The sequence below is a fragment of the Paraburkholderia sp. SIMBA_054 genome (assembly GCF_046534875.1).
GTDB lineage: Bacteria > Pseudomonadota > Gammaproteobacteria > Burkholderiales > Burkholderiaceae > Paraburkholderia > Paraburkholderia hospita.
The window spans coordinates 1-254 of the sequence record NZ_JAWRXV010001203.1 but is presented as its reverse complement, the minus strand read 5'-3'; the positions used below and the strand labels follow the sequence as shown (position 1 = coordinate 254).

The following is a 254-nucleotide window of genomic DNA, read 5'->3' as shown; positions in this document are numbered from 1 at the left end:
CGCCCATGCGCCCGGCGAACTGGTCCTTGTAGGAAAGATAGGCGATCAGCATGCCCACCGAGAACACTCCGCGCAGCGCCAACAGCGCGCCGATCCACATCACCGCCACGCGCTCGAGCCCGAACACCAGCTGGCTGGCGCTGCCGAAGCCCAGGCCCATGCGCGCCAGCCGCACCTCCTGGTTCACCGTTTCGACCATCAGGTTCTCGTAGGCGCTGCGCCGCTGCGGCTCCTCGCCGGCCACTTTCAGGCTC

Annotated in this window: 1 pseudogene; it reads right to left on the bottom strand. The window is 68.1% G+C overall.

What is annotated here, in order from left to right:
• Positions 1-254 (bottom strand): annotated as a pseudogene (locus SB822_RS58940) (peptidase domain-containing ABC transporter); the annotation flags it as partial.